The following is a 19,911-nucleotide window of genomic DNA, read 5'->3' as shown; positions in this document are numbered from 1 at the left end:
AGAGTTAGACCGTTTCACACTAAGGATTGTTTCAGAATATCGCTACTTTCGTTTGAAATTTGTTGAATCAGCGCTTTCATTTAGCCTATCACCAAAATATGATTATAGACTAACGACTTCCCAAGAAAAAACCCTGATGCGAGTAGCACATCAGGGTTTCCCTTTTCTGTCAAACGGCCATTCCGGCAAAACATTGCTCAATTTCTTATCTTCTCTATACCCAAGGACATATTCCGCCTGCATAATCGTATGAATTTCGCGTGTCCCTTCATAGATGACGGGTGCTTTCGAGTTGCGCAGGAATCTGGCGACAGGATATTCATCCGAATAGCCGTAAGCGCCATGGATTTGAACTGCGTCATCTGCCGCCTTATTGGCAAAATCGCATGCTTGCCATTTCGCAAGTGACGTCTCGCGTGTATTGCGTAAGCCTTTGTTTTTCATTTCTCCGGCACGGTAAACCAGAAGGCGGCTCATCTGATAGCCCGCTTCCATCTTCGCGATCATTTGTTGAACGAGCTGGTGTCTGCCGATTTCCTTGCCAAACGTCTCCCGAGCATGGCAGTACTTCACACTTTCCTCGAGACAGCCCATGATTAACCCAACAGCTCCCGCAGCGACAGTGAAGCGGCCGTTATCAAGCGACGCCATGGCAATTTTGAACCCGTCGCCTTCTCCCCCTAACAAGTTCGCAGCCGGAATGCGCATATCTTCGAAAAACAATTCGCCCGTATTGCCTGCACGGATGCCGTATTTCCCTTTGATTGCTTTTGATGAAAAACCAGGTGTCGTCCGTTCGACGATGAACGCACTAATACCATGATGCTTCATCTTTTTATCCGTATAAGCGAAAACGAGGAAATGATCCGCAACATCGCAAAGGGAAATCCATGTTTTTTGACCGTTCAATACATAGTCGTCCCCGTCACGCACAGCGGTTGTCACCATTGCCGCAACATCAGAACCTGCGCCCGGCTCTGTCAATCCGAATGCACCGATTTTCTCCCCTTTTGCTTGAGGAACAAGGTACTTCAACTTTTGCTCTTCACTGCCCCATTGCATAAGACTCATCGAGTTCAATCCGATATGGACCGAAACCGCGGTCCTAAACGTTGTATCACCGCGTTCCAATTCTTCACACAAAACCGCAAGTGAATTGTAGTCCATGCCGCTGCCGCCATATTGTTCCGGTATACAAACGCCCATGAAGCCCAGATTCGCAAGCTTCTTCCAAATCGCTGGATCGAACCTGCCTTCTGCATCCCATTTCTGAATATGCGGCATAATTTCTGTGTCGACGAACTGGCGCGCTGTTTTTCGCAGCATTTTCTGCTCATCAGTAAATTCGAAGTCCACTTCTCCATCCCCTTTCCAAAACGCAAAGCCTTTACTTAGATTAGAAACTATAAGTTTTCTACACGGAACAATGTCCAGCTTCAGGCGCCAGCCGCTCGGGTCATAAGTCAGCCCAACTATGCGGAAGTTCACCGCGACGTTGGTCCGTCTTATGCCTGTCGCGTCTGAGCGGCGCCTTCCGCTTTTCTAATTAGACGTGCGCTTCGTTAGATTCGATGCTTTCTTCGATAACGACGCCGCGCTTTTTCATCTCTTCAATATATAGCTTGCCAGGAACGATATTTTCAGGCGGATGGACCCCGCGTTTGGTGATTGTTCCATTCCCTATCATTTGCGCCACGATGGAAATCGTATTAGCCGTGGCACGTGCCATTGCAGTCTCATTCACTGCCGTATCTTTTTCCGTAATGAGATCATATTCGTACGTTACCGGCATGCTGTTTTTTTCACCGCTGACGATAACCCGCAGCAGTACCGCATCCGATTTCTTGTCGAGCCGAAGCTGCGGTGATAGGTGTTCTCTCATAACGTCACGCACTTTCACTTTATTGCCGCCTATGGTCACTTCATTGTCTCGGGTCAGTAATCCCAAATCGACAAGCAGCTGGAACTTTTCAGCATGCCCTTTATAACGGATCGTCTTGTATTCCAGAGTTTCTACGTTCGGGAACGATTTCACCAACGTCGACGTACCGCCGGAAGTATGGAACGCTTCGAGTTCGCCGAATTTGTCAAAATGAATCGTTTCAATTTCGGATAATGAAGGGATTTCCAATAGTTCGCCATTTCGAATTACATGGGAAGGATCCGTGTAATGATCGAACACGCCTTCCAATGAAAAGACAACATTATAATTTAGTGGCGGCTCCGGTTTTACGGGAATCCCTCCGACATATAATTTGATTGTCTTCACTTCGTCAAGTTTACCCGCACCGTAACCCGTAAGAATGTTGATCATTCCAGGAGCCACCCCTAAGTCTGGAATAATCGTTACACCTTTCGCAACAGCCTGATCAGCAAGTCCAAGCACTGCATCCGTAGCGCCGCCTATATGTCCTCCGAGATCGATGGAATGGACACCGATATCCACCGCAATCCGGGCGACTTTTTCATTGAATGTATAAAACAGTGCGTTGATGACGACATCCCCAAGTGTCATCACATCACATAATTGTTGATCGTTTTTTGCATCCAGCAACAGGATATCGAGTTTGTCTGACTTAAGATTTTCCGCAAATTCTTCAGCCTGCCTGACATTCAAATCCGCCAAATATACTTTCTCGACGTCATCACTTTTCACAAGGTCGCGCGCCGCCTCTTTCCCCATCAAACCCGCTCCGAGAATAACTACTTTCATTCACCCATCCCCTAACAAGTAGTATTAATTCGTGTCGATCTGCGCCCTTTGCAATTTCCCGCTATAGTCCACATAAATACTTTTCCATTCTGTGAAGATGTCCAGCGCCGCAATACCCGAATCACGGTGCCCATTGCCCGTCCCTTTTGTTCCGCCGAATGGCAGATGGATTTCAGCACCCGTCGTTCCTGCATTCACGTAAACGATTCCCGTATCAAGATCACGCTGTGCACGGAAAACGTTGTTTACATCACGTGAGAAGATAGAACTTGAAAGTCCGAATTCCACACTGTTATTCACTTCAATGGCTTCATCCAGACTTGATACTTCAATGAGTGAAACGACAGGACCGAAAATTTCTTCTTGCGCAAGGCGGCTGTCCCATTTCACATCTGTGAATAAAGTCGGTTCATAATAATGTCCCTCTGCAAGTTTTCCGTCGGTCAATATATTTCCTCCAGCAAGAAGCGTTGCACCTTCATCTTGGCCGATTCCGACATAACTATGAATTTTATCAAGCGCTTTTTTATTGATGACGGGCCCGATTTTAACCGATTCGTCCAATCCATCACCAATCGTCAAGTCTTTCATCGCTGCCACGAGTTTTTGTTCAAGTTCTTTCTTTACATTTGTATGCACGATGACACGGCTACATGCCGTACAACGCTGACCGGCTGTACCGAATGCACTCCACAGAATGCCTTCCACTGCCAGTTCTATATCAGCATCATCCATAACGATGACCGCATTTTTACCGCCCATTTCAAGCGACACTTTCTTCAAATGACGTCCGCCCGTTTCCGCAACATGGCGACCCGTTTCAGTAGACCCTGTGAATGAAATAACGCGAATATCCCGGTGTTCAATCATCGCAGTTCCAACTTCCGATCCGGTTCCGAAAACGATATTCGCGACACCCGCGGGAAGTCCCGCTTCTTCAAAAATTAGCGCCATCTCATACGCCATCATTGGTGTTTCTGTCGCCGGCTTCCAGATGAATGTATTGCCAGCGACAATTGCCGGGAATGACTTCCATGTAGCAATCGCTACCGGAAAATTCCAAGGCGTGATGAGACCGACGACGCCGATCGGTGCCCGGACACTCATTGCGAACTTATCCTGAAGCTCCGATGGCACTGTTTCACCAAACATGCGACGGCCCTCTCCCGCCATGTAAAACGCCATATCGATACCCTCTTGTACTTCACCGCGCGCCTCTTCGATCACTTTTCCCATTTCTTTTGTCAACACTTGCGACAGATGCTCTTTCTTTTCTTTCATGAGCCGTCCAATTTCATATAAAAAGTCTGCGCGCTTCGGTGCGGGTACAAGTGCCCATTTCTTCTGGGCCTCTTTCGCCACCTTCACCGCAAGACCCACATCTTTATTTGTCGATAATCTAACTTGTGCCAGCTCCGTACCATTTGCCGGATTTAAGACTGCCGTATAATCTGCGCCCCCGGCTTCCTGCCACGAACCCCCAATATAATTGTTCAGTTGCATTGCAACATTCCCCTTTCCATACCACGCTTTTTGAAAACGCTTACACCATTATTCAGTTCGACGTTTTCCATCATATCCCTTTATTTCACCTGAAGATGAAAACCCCGGACGATTTCATACCCGTCCGGGGTTAATCCACTTCCAACCTATTCATCTAACTCTCTGTATATGCTTTGTACAGAATTATTCAACCGTTTTATTTCGGCTCTGTTCGTATATTTCCATGATGAATTCACGGATTTTGTCTGCGTGTTTGGTCATGGAGCCTGTAGACACGTCGAACAGCTTAGCGATTTCAACATTCGGCATTTTTTCATCTTCCACCATTCCCAAATCGACCGCAACGAAAAACACTGCCGCGGCAATAACACCAGGTTTACGGAAATTGGGCTGTTCTCTCAAGAAGTACGTCACTACAATATTCCTTAGTAATTCTCGCGCTTCCTGCCTTGTATTTCTTAATTCTAGCATTTTATCGAGAATTTCGATGACTTCTTGCTGAACCGGTGTAAAGTCATGTTCTATGAGTTCATTAACTGTGCGAGAATCCCTCGCAAGCAGAATTTCATATATATCCGCCATATGCTTTTTATAGAACTCCAGGCTGTTAGCGAATCCGCTTGATTCCGCGAGTTCAATTATCTGCTTTTCGAATGAACCATTCCGATCATTAATGAACATTAGTGACGAAATCACGTAAATGTCATTTTCCTGATTTCGATTATCAGGGAGGACTACTCCGAATATGAATGCATGTTCTTCCAGTAGCATCTCCTGTTTCTTTTCCAGCTTGTATGAAGCTTTGCCAAGAATTTCTTGGACAACAACATAGTCTTCCTGTTCCTCTTTCACCTTGCCGAACAAGACAATGGGGTTTTTCCATAACTCCAAAACAGAACGAACTTTACTTCTCAATGGATTATTTAACGTCCTGAGGAGATGACGCTTCCACAAGTCCTGCCGGGCAATGAACAGAAAGTATTCACTGACAGCCTCTTCAATATCGTCCGGCCCCACCAGTTTTCCAAGTTTACTTTTCCAGTGTCTTCTGTAGCTTTCAAATTCCGACATATCTGCCGGGCTCGTCGTTTGCTCATATGCGCCAAGGACAATACGCTCGAGTTCCTCGTCAATTAGTGCCTCGAGAGGCGCCTCATCTTTCCCGGCACAACATTTCTTATATTTTTTCCCGCTCCGGCATGGACACGGATCATTTCTTCCAATCATTTTCCCACGTCCTTACAATACAATTATACGTTTTTATATAAATTGAATTAAGAATACCTTGCATCCGTTTCAGCGCTACGGCTGGCCTCCGCTGCATTCATATGTTCAATCTATATACTCACATCATACTTAATAATAACAGAAACAAAAAAACTCCGCATTACGGATATATATACCCATGCGGAGCAGACAGTTTTCAATTGCTTATTGTTTGCTTTCCCCGGATTCTGTAGATGATTTTTGGTTTGTTGGTTGCATAACACGTTTCATGAAGAACGATAAAACCAAGGCAACTATTGCGACGATCGTCGATATGAAAAACGAAAAATTGATGCCGTCCAGCATCGCTTGCGCTTCAAGTTGCTCTTTTAATTTCGCTAATCCCTCAGCAGTTGTCGGGGCATTACCAGTTGCTTGGGCTTCCGCAAATAGCTCAGCACCCGTCGATTCCATCCGTTTCGTCATGATTGTTAACAGAATCGCTGAACCGATTGCACCGGATACCTGTTGCAACGTGTTATTCATTGCTGTTCCGTGCGGATTCGAGATCATCGGCAATTGATTCAATCCATTCGTCATAACTGGCATCATGACCATTGAAATCCCGAACATGCGGATCGTATAAATTGTCATAAGGTAGTAATAACCAGACTCCATACTAAGTCTACTCAAATAGAATGTTGATATAACTGTAATGGCAAGACCGATCACCGCCAAAACCCTTGCACCATACTTATCGAATAAACGCCCAGTTATTGGCGACATAAGCCCCATTACAATCGCACCCGGCAACATCAGCAATCCTGAATGGAACGGTGAAATGCCTCGAATTGTCTGGACATATAGCGGCGTAAGGATCATACCGGAGAACATTGCAACCGATAGGACAATCGAGATTGCCGACGATAAGGCGAACATCGGATGCATGTAGATCTTGAAATCCAGCATCGGATCATCCATACGCAGTTGACGCACGATGAACGTTACGAGGGCGATGGCACCGACAATGATAGTTCCATAAACAAGCGGCGAATCCCATCCTTTATCACCCGCTGAACTGAAACCGTATAGGAGTCCGCCAAAACCGATACTCGACAATATAAGTGAAAATACATCCAATTTCATGTCGCGGTTCGGTGTAATGTTGCGTAATTTAAAGAACGCATAAATGAGTGTCAGAATTGAAAACGGTAAAACGATACCGAAAAGTGTACGCCATGTATAATGCTCGATTATCCAACCTGACAAAGTTGGACCAATTGCCGGTGCGGTAATCATTACAAGCCCGAAAATCCCCATTGCAGTTCCCCGTCGCTCAATCGGAAATGCCGTAAGCATAACGTTCATAAGGAGTGGCATCATCATGGCAGACCCCGCTGCCTGAATCATCCGAGCTGCAACAAGCACGCCAAATGATGGTGCAAGCATTGCTAATAATGTTCCCAGAGTGAACAGCACCATGGCCGTTAAGAATAATTTCCTATTTGTGAATTTTTGAATGAAGAACGCACTTGCCGGTATTAAAATACCGTTGATAAGCATATACCCGGTCGTCAGCCATTGAACAACGGACGGTTTCACATCGAATTCAACCATAATAGTCGGCAACGCAACGTTCAACAATGTATTATTCAATAGGGCAACGAATGCGCCTATAAACAAAATCGCTATCATGCCATAAGGCGGTTTTTGATGCATTTCTTTAATTTCCATATTCCTTCCCCCTATTAATACTTCCCGTATAGAATTTGTACCCTTAGTACATCATGTTGAATATATTATACCGATAGTCCAAAAAATGCAACCAACGTAAACGCTTCCATTTAAAAAAACTTAATTTCATTGCCACAGTAATGTTTTAAAGATAATATAAAAATATACCAACAGTATAAAGTAAGCTTCTTTTCTTAGAAATGAACGAGGGTACAGACTCGAATCTGTTTGTCTCCACGGACTAGATCGAACGGAATCAAGAACCAACTACGAAGTAAGGGTGATTATATGAATGAGCGAAAACGTCAGGTTTTGTTGACAGCACAGCGACTTTTTATAAATAAAGGATTTTCCACTACGTCAGTTCAAGATATTTTAGACGAATCCCGCATTTCAAAAGGGACTTTCTACAATTACTTTTCATCCAAGAATGAATGCCTTATAGCGATACTGGAACACGCACGCAATGAGGCCTCCGTGAGAAGACGTGAATTGCTAATCGGACAGGACCTTTCGGATAAAAACATTCTAATTGAACAGATATCAATCCGCATGCATGTGAATCGTGAACAAAACCTGTTGCCAATATATGAGGCGGTCTTCCATTCCGGTGATGACGATTTAAAAACTTTCATCAAAAACATGTTCTTAGCTGAATTTTCTTGGTTATCAAAAAGGCTGGTGGATGTGTACGGCAAAGAAGTGGCGCCCCATGCAGCTGATTGCGCGGTTATGTTCTTCGGAATGATGCAACAATTGCTACATGTATGGTCAGCCGTATCGAAAGAGGAAATTGACACATCAAAACTGGTGAGTTTCGTAATGCGGAAAATCGATTCCATCATTTCGGGTATGATAGATGCAAATGATATATTTTTACACGAAGATGTATTTCACAAGTTAAACAGCGATCAAGGAGAAGAAATGGAAACAAAGGCACAATTACTCGAACGGCTTACTGGTTTTCTGGAATTACTCGGGGAAGAAACTCGGCCCGCTGCCAAACAATACGTTCAATTCCTGCTGGATGAACTACGCACCGAATGTCCGCGAGTATTCGTACTTGAATCCGTCGTCCGTTCATTCCGGGAAGCTTTCGTCGGGCTATCCCACGAACCGGAAGCCCATGAGCTCGCCTATAAAGTTTGGAGCTACGTGGACTCAAAAGGGTGATCAGACTTTTTCTCGTTGATTTTTGAAACTTTTTTCTATTTATTTCGTATGATTTGGTAGAAGAAAACTTATCTTGAGGAGGAACAAGAAGCGATGAACAACCACGAAATCGATTACAAAATACATGGCGATGATATGCAATTTGTAGAGGTGGAGCTTGATCCACAGGAAACGGTCGTGGCAGAAGCAGGCGCTCTAATGATGATGGAAGACGGTATCGATATGGAAACGATTTTCGGTGACGGGTCCGGCACTTCGGGCGGAGGAATCATGGGAAAACTGATGGGAGCTGGTAAACGCATGTTGACCGGGGAAAGTCTCTTCATGACAACATTCACGAATACTGGATCGGGAAAGAAGCACGTCTCTTTCGCCTCCCCTTACCCTGGTAAAATTATCCCGATGGATTTAAGTGAACATGACGGCAAAATCATCTGCCAAAAAGATGCATTTCTTGCTGCCGCCAAGGGCGTATCCGTCGGCATCGAATTCCAGCGCAAACTCGGCGCCGGATTTTTCGGCGGTGAAGGGTTCATCATGCAAAAGCTGGAAGGCGACGGCATGACATTCGTCCACGCCGGAGGGACGATTATCGAGAAAATTCTTCAACCTGGCGAAGTATTACGTGTCGACACAGGATGTCTTGTCGCCATGACGCATGACGTTGACTACAACATCGAAATGGTGAAAGGCGTGAAAACGGCACTGTTCGGCGGCGAAGGACTGTTCTTTGCGACACTGCGCGGTCCCGGAACAGTCTGGGTCCAATCGCTTCCCTTCTCAAGACTTGCAAGCCGTGTCTTTGCAGCTGCACCGCAAACACCAGGCGGAGGATCTCGCGATGAGGGCAGTATTGCGGGCGGCTTGTTCAATATGCTCGGCGGGAAATGATTATTACGTAAACATTAGGATGGACTATATCCAAAATACCCCAAGCTAAAAGGGTTGTATCATCAATCATTTTCCGACTGATGATACAACCCTTTTTTGAATTGGTTAGTGTCCTTGTACAAGAAAAAAACTCTCCACTTCTGTTATGAATGATTTTATAGAAGGAGATACATACCGGTTTTTCATGTACGTCAAATACACAGTTCTCTCAAGTGCCGGGGAACCGATAATTTTACTGACGATTGAAAGGTCATATGGTCCTTGTAAGTAATTTTCAGGAATGAATGCAATGCCCAAGTTTTCGCTCACTAAACTTAATGCCGTTTCGAAACGCTCAATTTCATACTTGACTGTGGGTACAATATCTTCCATTTCAAAAGCACGCAATATATCCTCCCTCGTCTGAAATCCCTCGGTACTTATGATGAACGGCTCATGCTCCAACTCACTCAACGTAATCAATTCCCTCCCAGCCAATGAATGGCTTTTATGAAGGACCAAAACAAGTTTTTCCTTGTACAGCGGGACCGTTTCTATATCCGCTTCTTTGATTTGCTGATTCGTGATAATGGCATGCGTTTCATATTTTCTCAGCGAATTCCTCACATCATCACCACCCAATACTTCCGTCAACTGAATATGCATATCGGAAAAACGCTCATTGTATCGAAAAATCACTTTTGGAATCCAATACTTCACTGATTCAATCATGCCGATTTGGAGTTCCCCTTTTCCGACAATCTTCACTTCTTCCATTTCTTTCTTTAAAATCGCCATTTCTGATAAAAGATGATTCGCCCTGCTATATAAAACCTCTCCCGCTTCCGTCAGTCTGCTATTTCTCGTGCTGCGTTCAATAATTTGAAACCCCAGGTCCCTTTCCAGGTTTTTTATGGCGTTACTTAATGATGGTTGGGAAATATGCAGCTTCTCTGCCGCTTTGGAAAAACTCATATAATCCACGACTGTAACAAAATAATTTAACTGCTTTAGATCCATACTATCTTCACCTCTCCCCAATTATAGTCATGGGCTATAAGTATATAGTAATTATATATTAGAATTAATAAATCATGTACTTTATAATTAACAAGCAATGTTATATCAGAAGGTTCAGAAAGGGTGGCGCAATTGCTTACAAAAGTAGATGAACATGTATGGTCGGGACGTACGGACCATACTGAAAATAGAACAAGTTTCCGTTATCATCAAATCATTGAATCAGTAGATATCGAGGTCGTCCCACAATTACCCGATACGTGTGCAATCATCGGTTTTGAAAGTGAAGAAGGCGTCCGCCGTAACAAAGGGCAACTTGGTGCGGCTAAAGCGCCAAATGCATTACGCAGTGAATTGGCAAAACTACCTTGGAAATTCCCGGTTACTAAACGTCTTGTCGATGTCGGAAATATTCAATACACGGATACCAATCTGGAAAAAGCTCAACAACGGCTGGGCGACACAGTCGCAAAGGCATTACAGAAAAAAATGACACCGATTATTCTTGGCGGCGGTCATGAAACCGCTTACGGACATTATCTCGGTGTTCGGAAATCAATCGGTGAAAATGCATCGCTCGGGATTATTAACATAGATGCCCATTTCGACTTACGCTCATACAACGAACAACCAAGTTCCGGCACGATGTTCAAACAAATCCTGGAGCATGACAACAGGAGCAGTTATTTCGTCGTTGGAATCCAGCGCTACGGGAATACGCAGGAACTGTTCGATACAGCTGACAGGCTCGGCGTCAAATACGAATATGAAGAGAATATGCATATCGGAAATATGGACAAACTAACATCGGATCTCAAACAATTCATCGACCGGCATGATTATATTTTTCTAACCTTATGCACGGATGTTCTGAACGCGGCCTTCGCACCGGGTGTCAGTGCCCCTTCACCATTCGGATTAGATCCTTCCGTTGTCCGTTCAATCATTCGAACAGTTACTTCACATGAAAAAACACTGTCGTTTGATATTTCGGAAGTGAATCCGGTTTTGGATGAAAACAACCGTACAGTAAAACTTGGTGCTTACTTAACAAATGAAGCAATTACAACTTTTTTAGGAGGGGAAATTCATGACGCTAGTTCTTAATCAAGTCTCCACGATATTCCTTTCCATCGCATTACTGACTTTAGGGATGGTTTTAATTAAAAAGGTTGGTTTCTTACGGAAATTCTGTATACCCGCTCCCGTTGTCGGCGGATTATTATTCGCTGTTTTTGCGACCATCTTCAAGTCACTCGGCTGGCTTGAAATTACACTTGATACATCACTGCAAAGTTTATTCATGCTTACATTCTTTACAACAATTGGGTTAGGCGCAAGCTTTAAACTCATCAAACTTGGAGGAAAACTCCTTGTCATCTACTGGCTTGCATGTGGATTTTTAGCGCTCGCGCAAAATACAATCGGTGTATCCATGGCTTATTTGTTCGACTTGCATCCACTTATTGGAATGATGGCTGGAGCAGTATCAATGGAAGGCGGACACGGAGCTGCCACCGCATTCGGTAAGACCCTTGAAGATATGGGCATCAATTCAGCCCTTTCCATCGGAGTCGCGGCAGCTACATTCGGACTTGTTGCGGGAGGCCTCGTAGGCGGTCCTACGGTCAAATATCTAATTACAAAACATAATCTCAAGCCGTCGGAAACCGACGAGGATCTCGGGCTCCCTATAGAAGAGAAAGAAAAACCGATTCAAACAGATTCGTTCTTCGCACAAATTTTACTCATCACACTTTGTATGGCACTTGGCACATATTTGGGTGAACTGTTTTCAACCGCAACAGGATTCGTTCTGCCAGGTTACGTAGGCGCCATGTTCGTTGCAGTTCTCGTTCGGAATATCGTTGACAAAATCAATCCAAAAGCAATCGACATGAAGAGCATTGGCTTAATCAGCGACGTTACATTAGGAATCTTCCTGTCAATGGCATTAATGAGCATCAAACTGTGGGAAGTTGCCGATTTGGCTCTTCCGCTACTTGTAATCGTCTTCATCCAAGTCGTCTTCATCGTCCTTTTCGGAATCTTCGTCTTGTTCCGTATACTAGGCAAAGACTACGACGCAGCTATCATGGTAGCCGGTTTCACAGGTCATGGCCTTGGAGCTACTCCTAATGCAATGGCCAATATGGCGGCTGTTACGGAAAGATATGGCCCTTCGACAAAGGCATACCTCGTCGTTCCAATTGTCGGAGCTTTCCTCATCGACGTATTTGCGATGCCGATTATCATTACAACCATAAACTTGTTTAATTGATGGAAAAAGACTCCCTGCATTTAATTTTTATTAATTGCAGGGAGTCTTTTCGTTCATTTAGCCGTATAAATTGGCCCCTAGAAATCCGTTATTTAAGTGACAGCGGCTCTAAAATACGCTACCATTATAAAAAACCTACTGAATTACAAGTATGTACATTTTCGCTTATTTGAAAGGATTGACCTTATGCCTCAGCAAGAACATTGGAAGTCAAAGATTGGGTTTGTATTAGCAGCTGCTGGTTCAGCCATCGGTCTAGGGGCTATTTGGAAATTCCCTTATGTCGCCGGAACAGGCGGTGGTGGGGCTTTTTTGCTAGTCTTTTTGTTATTCACCCTATTATTAGGTTTTCCTCTTTTAATCGGGGAATTTATCCTCGGCCGAAAAAGCCAAAGTGATGCAATAACAACCTACAAAAAATTCGCGCCCCATTCGGGTTGGCATATTACAGGCGTTATCGGTGTTGTTACGAGTTTCCTAGTCTTGTCATTTTATAGTGTCGTTGGTGGATGGATTATCCTCTATTTATTCAAAGCAGTAACCGGGGGTATTTCCGGTCTCTCGCAAAATCAGTTCGGACCGTTATTCGGCCAGATTATCTCGAATCCATTCGCTACGCTAGCTGGTCAGCTGATCTTTATGGTGCTAACAATAATTGTTGTAGCCCAAGGTGTTCAAAAAGGTATCGAAAAAGCAAGTAAGATTATGATGCCCGCCCTTCTCATTTTATTTATTATCATCGTTGCCCGCTCTCTCAGCCTGGATGGCGCGATGGAAGGTGTTAAATTTCTTCTTGTTCCCGATTTCTCTAAACTGACATCTGAAACGATTTTATTCGCTCTAGGACAAGCGTTCTTTACGCTCACTTTAGGTGTGTCAGTCATGGTCACATATGCTTCTTACCTTCCAAAAACACAAAACTTACCGAAATCTGCGATGTCGATTATTTCAATGAATATCGTTATCGTTCTGTTAGCCGGCCTAGCAATTTTCCCTGGCGTTTTTTCTTTCGGTCTTGAACCGGATGCTGGCCCTACTCTGATCTTTTCCGTATTACCAGCCGTTTTCAATCAAATGCCCTTTGGCATCTTTTTCTTCATCGCATTTTTGGTATTATTTTTATTCGCGGCTTTAACCTCCGCATTTTCGATGGTTGAAATTATTGTCGCTACCATGACGAAAAATAATCCTTCCAAACGAAAAAAATTCACTTGGCTGATCGGTATGGCAATTTTCATCGTTGGAATCCCCTCTTGTTTGTCCTACGGGGTAATGGCTGATGTAAAGTTTTTCGATAAAACGGTATTCGACTTAGTCGATTTTGCAGCAAGCAATGTTTTGATGCCCCTTGGCGCATTACTGATTTCTATCTTCATTCCATTGAAGGTATCTAAAACAGATTTATTCGATGAAATGAAGCAAGGCTCAACAGTCGGAAAGGTCTTCTTTAACATTTGGTTCTACCTTTTGAAATACTTGACCCCTGTCGCTATCACTATAGTTTTCCTTGATGCGCTAGGCGTGTTTAAATGGTTTGCACACCAATAAGGGTGATTGGTTGGGTGACGTCCGGATCGCTAGGACAATTCGATAAACTGGAAGTGCAATTCGGCAAACTAGAAGCCGACAATTGAAAACGGAAGGTCCCCAACCGAGGGATCTTCCGTTTTCTCTCTTTTTATCCTCTACTAAATCCCGAACTGTCCAATTCACTAATGGATTTCACACCCGCTAGCGCCATCGACACGTCAAGTTCATGTTGACGTTTTTTTGGGGTGACAGTTACCAAGTCAAATATGGAACAATTCTGACAATGTAAAAAATCGGAAGGGGCTTGTTTTCAGGCGCCTTCCGTTTGGCCATCCCAAAAGTCAGCTTTCTTTCTCAAAGTTCAAATCCCATGTAAAACCAAATTTATCTTTCACTTTTCCATACTTCGCGCCCCAGAACATATCTTGCAGTTCCATGAGCACTTTTCCTTCTTCGCGCAGGACGTTATAGAGACGATCCGCCTCTTCCTCGCTTTCACAGTCGATAAGGAGGGTAATATCATGTTTGCCGCTGTCAACCGGCTTGTCCGCGGAATCGGCAAGCATGATTTGAAAATCTCCTTTTTTCAAATGGCAATGAAGAAGGTAATCCGCTGCTTCTGGTGGATACGGAAAATTAGCATCTGAATACTTCTGTATTCTGACTTGCTCGAGTCCCAATGATTTTGTATAGAATTCGGCCGCTTCTTTTCCTTCTCCGTAGAACGTTAAATAGGGAATAACTGCACCTTTCATATCATTCGTTCCTCCTTTACTTGGAATATACGTTTAATTAACTCGACATCCATGCATTCGAATCCTTCATCAGACGATTCGATTTTCCGGTTCGCGCCCCTCAAGTACAGCCGTAATTGCTTGTGCATTCAAGTTCATCATTGCAAGACGTGTTTTAATGCTGGCGCTGCCGATGTGCGGAAGGACCGTAACATTCGGTAGTGTGAGAAGCGGGTTATCAAGCGGAACGGGTTCTGTTTCGAAGACGTCGAGCCCTGCCGCCCAAATTGTGCCGTCCTTCAGCGCTTCATATAAATCTGTCTCGTCGACGATTCCGCCCCGTGAGACATTAATGAGAACTGCCGTGCTTTTCATAAGCCCGAGCTCCCTTGCACTGATCAGCCCTACCGTTTCCGGCGTATGCGGCGCAAGGGTGACAACAAAGTCCGCCTCGGCCAACAGTCTATCCAGTTCCATGAATTCAAAACCGTGCTCCGCTTCCGCTTCACGTTTTCGGTTGCGGTTATTGTAAAGGACACGCATATCGAACCCTTTCGCCCGGCGCGCAACCGCTTCGCCGATCCGCCCCATGCCGATAATGCCGATTGTCGCACCGCTGACATCCATACCCGTATATTGCATCGGAGACCACGAATTCCAATTGCCTTTTCTAACTTCACTTTCCGCGAAGATTAGTTTACGTGCTGTCGCAAGAAGGAGCGCAAACGCAAGATCCGCCGTCGTTTCCGTCAACACGCCCGGTGTATTCGTCACGAAAACGCCGTGTTCCCTCGCCGCGTCGAGGTCGACATTGTTGTAACCGACCGCCATATTTGCAACGATTTTCAGCTTCTTCCCCGTTTCTAACAACTCCCGATCGACGCTATCCGACACAACCGTCCATAATGCATCTACCTCAGCCACTTCTTTCAATAAAACAGCGCGCGGAACCGACTCACTTTCCGATTCCCACATGCGCACGTTAAACTTCTCCTGAAGCGGCGCTACCACTCGATTATCCAGCTTTCTTGTTATAAAGATTATTGGTTTCATCCGAATCCCCCTATTCCCATAATTGACAATAGTGTAGCATATAAAGAGTGGCATTTGATCAGCAATTAGCTTCAAACAGATTGCCAGCTGCACGCAGGAATGAATTACTTCAAGATTGAGAGATGACCTCCATGAAACCGATTTCTTTACAGTCACGCATATTTTCATATGGCGCCCTCTTTGTTTCCGTAGTGTCGATTATTATCGGCGTTTCCTTTTACTTCACGATGTCGCAAGGCATTGAGCAGCAAATTGGAGAACGGGCGTTAGATATAGCGAGGACGACCGCGGACCGTCCCGATGTCCGCGCGGCCTTTGGACAAGCTGATCCAACGGACGCATTGCAGCCGATTGCCGAAGCGGTGCGCTTAAAAACGGGAGCCGAATATGTCGTTATCGGAAATAGCGAAGGCATCCGATATGCTCATCCCGTTCTTGAACGAATCGGGCAAAAAATGGTCGGTGATGATAATGAACGCGCGCTTCTTCTAGGAGAATCCTATATTTCCGAGGCAACCGGTACACTTGGGGCCGCCCTGCGCGGGAAAACTCCCGTAATTAATAAAAAAGGCGAAATTATCGGGGTTGTCTCCGTCGGATTTTTAAAAGAAGATATTTCCTCGATTTTTTTCCAGTACGTTGATAACATTTTCTACATCGTACTTATCGCAATTATCCTAGGTATTATTGGTTCAAGCGTTCTCGCCCGTAATATTAAAAAAGAACTCTTTAATTTGGAACCTGCAGAAATAGCGAATTTATTCACTGAACGAAATGCGCTAATCGAGTCCGTACGGGAAGGAATCATTATGGTCGACGCCCGAGGTATCATTACGACAGTGAATATGGCCGCTTATGAGACGCTTTCCCTACCCAATCAGACTGAACTAATCGGCCGAACGATTCAGGAAGTGCTTCCTAACACCCTCCTTCCGAAAGTACTCGAAACGGGAGAAAGGCATCTCGATCGACCGATGGAGATTCATGGTAAAAAGGTAATAGTAAACCGCATACCGATTCGTGTCGGCGAACAGATTGTCGGTGCGGTTTCAACTTTCCGTTTACAATCGGACATTGACCAGCTTGCAATGGAATTATCGCAAGTGAAACGATATACGGAAGCGCTTCGGGCACAAACCCATGAATACACAAATTTCCTATATACCATTTCAGGACTTATTCAGCTCAATTCATACGACGAGGCGCTGAGCTTGATTCACGATGAGACGGCTGAACATCAATCCCTCATCCAGTTTGTAACAAAGCGGTTGCAAGATCCGTTTCTCGGTGGGATCGTCATCGGTTTCTTCAATCGGGCAAAAGAATTAAAAGTGCGCTTCCTTCTTGATGAGGATAGTTTCTTAAAGGAACTTCCAAAACACTTGGAAAAAAATCATTTTGTTTCAATCATAGGAAACTTAGTTACAAATGCTTTTGAAGCAACCGATTCTTATCCTGAGGAAAAGCGGATGGTGCGCATCTTCATATTGGATAACGGCGAAGAAATCTTAATTGAAGTGGAGGATTCAGGGTCGGGAATTTCCAATGAAGTGCTGGATGTACTATTCCAAGAAAAGGTATCGACAAAGGACCGGGAAGACCGCGGATACGGACTTGTGAAAGTAGCAGAAAATGTGAAGGATCTCGGTGGTTCCGTTACGCTTGAAAAAGGGGATTTGGGCGGTGCACTGTTCATCATTTCCATACCGAAAGGAGGATTTTCATATGACGAATCCAATTGAAATCTTAATCATTGAAGATGATAGAAGAATTGCCGACATCCATAAACGGTTCATCGAAAAAATAGATGGCTTCACTGTCGTAGGTTCCGCACATACCGGCGACGAAGCGAAAGACTGGATTGCATCATTATTACCGGACCTTGTGTTGTTGGATGTCTATTTGCCCGATGTGCTCGGCACGGAGCTGATGGGGTTCATCCACGAAAACAGCCCGGAAACAGATATTATTTTTATAACCGCAGCGGCAGAAATCGAAATCGTAAAAAAGGCATTCCGCCATGGGGTTATCGACTATATTTTAAAACCGCTCACATTCGATCGGTTTAGAGAGAGCCTTCTCTCTTACAAGGAAAAAAGGGAAACACTTGCAGGTGAAGGGCTCATGCAGGAGGACACCATCAAATCCCTTTGGAATAAAGCACCATCCGCCTCATCAAATCCGGATATCATCCCACCAAAAGGAATCGACCCGATAACAAAAGAAAAAGTAGTGAGCCATATTAAAAATATAGAAGGCGGAATTACTGCAGAAACACTCGGATTGGAAATCGGTGTGAGCCGTTCGACCGCGAGACGTTATTTGGAATACCTCGTCACGGAAAAACGGGCATTTACGGAACTTCTATACGGTTCGGTGGGACGCCCAGAAAGAAGATATTTTATCAAAAAACGGTGAACAGTATGAACAAAATGACGTTTACCTCCATTATCAAACTTATATACGTTAACTTTTAATTTAATAAATATTCTGATAGATTGATGACAGCGAATGAAAACGCTGTCATCATTTTTAATTATAAGGGGGATTATAAGAAGATGTGGAAAAAACTTACGACGGTTGCGTTGGCTAGTATGTTGGCACTCAGTCTTGCAGCATGTTCGGCAGACGAATCTGAAGGTAAAGCAGAAAGCACTACATCGAAATATCCGGAAAGTAATATAACAATTGTTGCTCCATCCGGCGCAGGCGGCGGATGGGACTTGACTGCCCGAGCAATTGCAAAATCGATGAGCGAAACGAAGTTAATCGATAAGTCAGTCGTAGTCGAAAACAAACCGGGCGGCGGCGGTGCCGTTTACATGGCGGAATTTGCAACAAAAGAAATCAAAAATGATTACGTTCTTCTTGTTAAATCTCCACCGATTTTAATTAACAACAACAAAGCGGAGGGAAACAGTCCCTATGGCTATAAAGATACAACGCCTTTGGCACAACTGACACGTGACTACGGGGCAATCGTCGTCAAGGCGGACTCGGAGTTCAAGACATTGAAAGATGTGTTGGAAGCTATTAAGAAAGATGCTAAATCGGTTACACTTGCCGGCGGATCCGCTCCTGGATCGATGGACCATCTCGTTGGTGTTTTGCCCGCATTTGAATATGGACTTGATCCAAAAACGGTTAAATATGTATCATACGATGGCGGCGGAGAAGCTGTCGCTGCGTTGCTTGGAGGAAATGCAGATGTTATCGCTACAGATGCATCCACTATTGGAGCGTATATGAAATCCGGCGACGTCCGTGTTCTCGCTGTCAGTGCTTCAGAACGTCTAGGAGGTGAATTAACTGAAGTCCCGACTTTTAAAGAAGAAGGGATTGACGCTGAATTCACAATTTGGCGCGGTATTTTCGGTCCGAAAGAAATGTCTGAAACAGCTTCTGACTATTGGTCTGAGAAGCTAGCCGAAATGGTGGAAACTGATGAGTGGAAAGCAGAATTAGAGAAGAATGGTTGGGAAAGCGAATACCGTAATGCTGATGACTTCACGACCTATTTGGAAGAACAAGACAAAGTGATCGTGGAATTATTAACAGCACTCGGAATGCAAAAATAACATTATTCAGGCGGCTTCAGCGGTCGCCTTTTCTATTTGGGGAGGTGTCAAAGACTATGAGTAAAACGTTCGATCGATACAGCAGCGTCGCCTTTTTACTGATTGGTCTTTTATTTGTAATTGAAAGCCAAAAAATTTCGGACAGTGCGTATGGTTCATCGGTTGGACCGAAAATCTTTCCAATGTGGCTTGGCGCTATTCTTATTCTATTGAGTTTGCGACTGCTTTACGAGACATTTACGTACAAAACTGAAACACCATCTGGAATGAAGCTTCAATATAAGAAATTCTTTATTATCATTATCAGCGCGGTTTTGTATGCATTTCTATTGGAAAAGGTCGGATACGTCATCTCAACGTTCTTATTTTTACTTATTTCTTTCCAAACGATGGAACGTGGGCGACTACTGCCTTCCTTCGTCATTGCAGCGGCATTTTCATTCGGAATTTATTATTTGTTCTCGAAACTTCTTGGCGGGTCATTGCCAGGATTCCCCGTATTTTAGTGTGAAAGGA

17 protein-coding genes are annotated in these 19,911 nt (G+C 44.4%); 9 read left to right on the top strand and 8 right to left on the bottom strand.

What is annotated here, in order from left to right:
* Nucleotides 1-150: 150 nt before the first annotated feature.
* From HDC33_RS00930 to HDC33_RS00910, 5 genes are all read right to left on the bottom strand, one after another.
* Nucleotides 151-1,356: an acyl-CoA dehydrogenase family protein gene (locus HDC33_RS00930; protein ID WP_179390670.1), complete on the bottom strand. Its 1,206-nt coding sequence runs from the start codon at nucleotides 1,354-1,356 to the stop codon at nucleotides 151-153.
* 190 nt (nucleotides 1,357-1,546) lie between these two features.
* Nucleotides 1,547-2,713 (bottom strand): saccharopine dehydrogenase family protein, encoded by a 1,167-nt coding sequence (locus tag HDC33_RS00925; protein WP_179390669.1) that lies wholly within the window; start codon nucleotides 2,711-2,713, stop codon nucleotides 1,547-1,549.
* Nucleotides 2,714-2,737: 24 nt separating this feature from the next.
* Nucleotides 2,738-4,216, bottom strand: coding sequence for an aldehyde dehydrogenase family protein (locus tag HDC33_RS00920; RefSeq protein WP_179390668.1), 1,479 nt, complete (start codon nucleotides 4,214-4,216; stop codon nucleotides 2,738-2,740).
* A 183-nt stretch (nucleotides 4,217-4,399) separates the two neighbouring features.
* The gene (locus tag HDC33_RS00915; protein WP_179390667.1) at nucleotides 4,400-5,443 is read right to left on the bottom strand and encodes an SEC-C metal-binding domain-containing protein; all 1,044 of its coding nucleotides are present in this window, start codon (nucleotides 5,441-5,443) and stop codon (nucleotides 4,400-4,402) included.
* 204 nt (nucleotides 5,444-5,647) lie between these two features.
* Entirely contained in the window at nucleotides 5,648-7,156 is a 1,509-nt protein-coding gene (locus tag HDC33_RS00910) for a DHA2 family efflux MFS transporter permease subunit (RefSeq protein ID WP_179390666.1), read from the bottom strand.
* A gap of 288 nt (nucleotides 7,157-7,444) precedes the next feature.
* Between HDC33_RS00910 and HDC33_RS00905 the strand changes: the two genes are divergently transcribed.
* Nucleotides 7,445-8,329, top strand: coding sequence for a TetR/AcrR family transcriptional regulator (locus HDC33_RS00905; RefSeq protein WP_179390665.1), 885 nt, complete (start codon nucleotides 7,445-7,447; stop codon nucleotides 8,327-8,329).
* 93 nt (nucleotides 8,330-8,422) lie between these two features.
* Entirely contained in the window at nucleotides 8,423-9,220 is a 798-nt protein-coding gene (locus HDC33_RS00900; RefSeq protein WP_179390664.1) for a TIGR00266 family protein, read from the top strand.
* 105 nt (nucleotides 9,221-9,325) lie between these two features.
* On the opposite strand, the gene HDC33_RS00895 is transcribed toward HDC33_RS00900, so the two are convergent.
* On the bottom strand, nucleotides 9,326-10,219 hold the full coding sequence (locus tag HDC33_RS00895) for a LysR family transcriptional regulator (RefSeq protein ID WP_179390663.1): 894 nt from the start codon (nucleotides 10,217-10,219) through the stop codon (nucleotides 9,326-9,328).
* Between the two features lie 132 nt (nucleotides 10,220-10,351).
* On the opposite strand from HDC33_RS00895, the gene hutG reads away from it, so the two are divergent.
* The 3 genes from hutG to HDC33_RS00880 all read left to right on the top strand — a co-directional run bounded on the left by hutG (nucleotide 10,352) and on the right by HDC33_RS00880 (nucleotide 14,048).
* Nucleotides 10,352-11,326: a formimidoylglutamase gene (gene hutG / locus HDC33_RS00890; protein ID WP_179390662.1), complete on the top strand. Its 975-nt coding sequence runs from the start codon at nucleotides 10,352-10,354 to the stop codon at nucleotides 11,324-11,326.
* Complete coding sequence (gene gltS, locus HDC33_RS00885; protein WP_179390661.1) at nucleotides 11,310-12,500, top strand: sodium/glutamate symporter; 1,191 nt, start codon at nucleotides 11,310-11,312, stop codon at nucleotides 12,498-12,500. Before hutG ends, gltS begins: the two co-directional genes overlap by 17 nt.
* Before the next feature lie 186 nt (nucleotides 12,501-12,686).
* The gene (locus HDC33_RS00880) at nucleotides 12,687-14,048 is read left to right on the top strand and encodes a sodium-dependent transporter (protein ID WP_179390660.1); all 1,362 of its coding nucleotides are present in this window, start codon (nucleotides 12,687-12,689) and stop codon (nucleotides 14,046-14,048) included.
* Nucleotides 14,049-14,371: 323 nt separating this feature from the next.
* Here the strand turns inward: HDC33_RS00880 and HDC33_RS00875 are convergent, their stop codons facing one another.
* Both HDC33_RS00875 and HDC33_RS00870 read right to left on the bottom strand, forming a co-directional pair.
* On the bottom strand, nucleotides 14,372-14,785 hold the full coding sequence (locus HDC33_RS00875) for a VOC family protein (RefSeq protein WP_179390659.1): 414 nt from the start codon (nucleotides 14,783-14,785) through the stop codon (nucleotides 14,372-14,374).
* A gap of 69 nt (nucleotides 14,786-14,854) precedes the next feature.
* Complete coding sequence (locus tag HDC33_RS00870) at nucleotides 14,855-15,817, bottom strand: 2-hydroxyacid dehydrogenase (protein ID WP_179390658.1); 963 nt, start codon at nucleotides 15,815-15,817, stop codon at nucleotides 14,855-14,857.
* Between the two features lie 131 nt (nucleotides 15,818-15,948).
* Between HDC33_RS00870 and HDC33_RS00865 the strand changes: the two genes are divergently transcribed.
* The 4 genes from HDC33_RS00865 (at nucleotide 15,949) to HDC33_RS00850 (ending at nucleotide 19,901) form a co-directional block, all read left to right on the top strand.
* The gene (locus HDC33_RS00865) at nucleotides 15,949-17,559 is read left to right on the top strand and encodes an ATP-binding protein (RefSeq protein WP_179390657.1); all 1,611 of its coding nucleotides are present in this window, start codon (nucleotides 15,949-15,951) and stop codon (nucleotides 17,557-17,559) included.
* A complete protein-coding gene (locus HDC33_RS00860) occupies nucleotides 17,543-18,235 on the top strand; it encodes a response regulator (protein WP_179390656.1) in 693 nt (230 codons plus the stop codon). The genes HDC33_RS00865 and HDC33_RS00860 overlap by 17 nt, the downstream gene beginning before the upstream one ends.
* 140 nt (nucleotides 18,236-18,375) lie before the next feature.
* Nucleotides 18,376-19,395, top strand: coding sequence for a Bug family tripartite tricarboxylate transporter substrate binding protein (locus HDC33_RS00855; protein WP_179390655.1), 1,020 nt, complete (start codon nucleotides 18,376-18,378; stop codon nucleotides 19,393-19,395).
* A gap of 56 nt (nucleotides 19,396-19,451) precedes the next feature.
* Nucleotides 19,452-19,901 (top strand): tripartite tricarboxylate transporter TctB family protein, encoded by a 450-nt coding sequence (locus HDC33_RS00850; RefSeq protein WP_179390654.1) that lies wholly within the window; start codon nucleotides 19,452-19,454, stop codon nucleotides 19,899-19,901.
* The last annotated feature ends 10 nt before the right edge of the window (nucleotides 19,902-19,911 follow it).

It is taken from the genome of Sporosarcina sp. JAI121 (assembly GCF_013408665.1).
Taxonomy (GTDB): Bacteria; Bacillota; Bacilli; order Bacillales_A; family Planococcaceae; genus Sporosarcina.
The sequence above is the reverse complement of the archived record's forward strand: the minus strand, read 5'-3'. Positions and strand labels throughout refer to the sequence as shown.

What these genes read in the sequence shown, in the direction of transcription:
- HDC33_RS00925 (WP_179390669.1), bottom strand. Translation starts at nt 2,713, where the DNA reads ATGAAAGTAGTTATTCTCGGAGCGGGTTTGATGGGGAAAGAGGCGGCG.
- HDC33_RS00920 (WP_179390668.1), bottom strand. Translation starts at nt 4,216, where the DNA reads ATGCAACTGAACAATTATATTGGGGGTTCGTGGCAGGAAGCCGGGGGC.
- HDC33_RS00915 (WP_179390667.1), bottom strand. Translation starts at nt 5,443, where the DNA reads ATGATTGGAAGAAATGATCCGTGTCCATGCCGGAGCGGGAAAAAATAT.
- HDC33_RS00910 (WP_179390666.1), bottom strand. Translation starts at nt 7,156, where the DNA reads ATGGAAATTAAAGAAATGCATCAAAAACCGCCTTATGGCATGATAGCG.
- HDC33_RS00905 (WP_179390665.1), top strand. Translation starts at nt 7,445, where the DNA reads ATGAATGAGCGAAAACGTCAGGTTTTGTTGACAGCACAGCGACTTTTT.
- HDC33_RS00900 (WP_179390664.1), top strand. Translation starts at nt 8,423, where the DNA reads ATGAACAACCACGAAATCGATTACAAAATACATGGCGATGATATGCAA.
- HDC33_RS00895 (WP_179390663.1), bottom strand. Translation starts at nt 10,219, where the DNA reads ATGGATCTAAAGCAGTTAAATTATTTTGTTACAGTCGTGGATTATATG.
- gltS (WP_179390661.1), top strand. Translation starts at nt 11,310, where the DNA reads ATGACGCTAGTTCTTAATCAAGTCTCCACGATATTCCTTTCCATCGCA.
- HDC33_RS00880 (WP_179390660.1), top strand. Translation starts at nt 12,687, where the DNA reads ATGCCTCAGCAAGAACATTGGAAGTCAAAGATTGGGTTTGTATTAGCA.
- HDC33_RS00875 (WP_179390659.1), bottom strand. Translation starts at nt 14,785, where the DNA reads ATGAAAGGTGCAGTTATTCCCTATTTAACGTTCTACGGAGAAGGAAAA.
- HDC33_RS00870 (WP_179390658.1), bottom strand. Translation starts at nt 15,817, where the DNA reads ATGAAACCAATAATCTTTATAACAAGAAAGCTGGATAATCGAGTGGTA.
- HDC33_RS00865 (WP_179390657.1), top strand. Translation starts at nt 15,949, where the DNA reads ATGAAACCGATTTCTTTACAGTCACGCATATTTTCATATGGCGCCCTC.
- HDC33_RS00860 (WP_179390656.1), top strand. Translation starts at nt 17,543, where the DNA reads ATGACGAATCCAATTGAAATCTTAATCATTGAAGATGATAGAAGAATT.
- HDC33_RS00855 (WP_179390655.1), top strand. Translation starts at nt 18,376, where the DNA reads ATGTGGAAAAAACTTACGACGGTTGCGTTGGCTAGTATGTTGGCACTC.
- HDC33_RS00850 (WP_179390654.1), top strand. Translation starts at nt 19,452, where the DNA reads ATGAGTAAAACGTTCGATCGATACAGCAGCGTCGCCTTTTTACTGATT.